This window comes from Arachnia propionica, assembly GCF_003932785.1.
GTDB lineage: Bacteria > Actinomycetota > Actinomycetes > Propionibacteriales > Propionibacteriaceae > Arachnia > Arachnia propionica_B.
Genome location: NZ_RQYT01000165.1, coordinates 1 through 342, shown reverse-complemented (window position 1 = coordinate 342; position 342 = coordinate 1). Strand labels below are relative to the sequence as shown.

Here is a 342-nt window from a genome sequence, read left to right as displayed (position 1 = left end):
TCCGAGGGTGCCTTGAGGTCGAAGAATGGGAGAAACCCCGTTTTGGGGTGTGGGACAGACTGGGGCCCGGGAGGAGACATGTTCCGAAGACGTGGGACCGAGGCCCGCGACCTGCTCATCGTGGTGCCGACGGTACTGGTGCTGTGGGTCCTGCCGCTGCTGTCGGCCCGCCTGACCGGCTCATCCTGGCAGCTCCACCTGGGCGATCCGGGGGCGGAACCGGTGCCGACCCCGGAGTGGCTGTTCTGGCTCGGGGTGCTCCTCGCCGCAGCGGCCGCCGTCGCCACCCTGCTGCGGCGACGTTTCCCGATCCCGTGCTTCGTCGTCGCCCTGACCGCCACC

Annotated in this window: 1 protein-coding gene; it reads left to right on the top strand. The window is 69.9% G+C overall.

Going from position 1 to position 342, the window contains the following annotated elements; translation table 11 throughout:
• Positions 1 to 78: 78 nt before the first annotated feature.
• On the top strand, positions 79 to 342 hold a 264-nt coding region (locus EII35_RS15675), incomplete at its 3' end, for a hypothetical protein (RefSeq protein ID WP_148098984.1).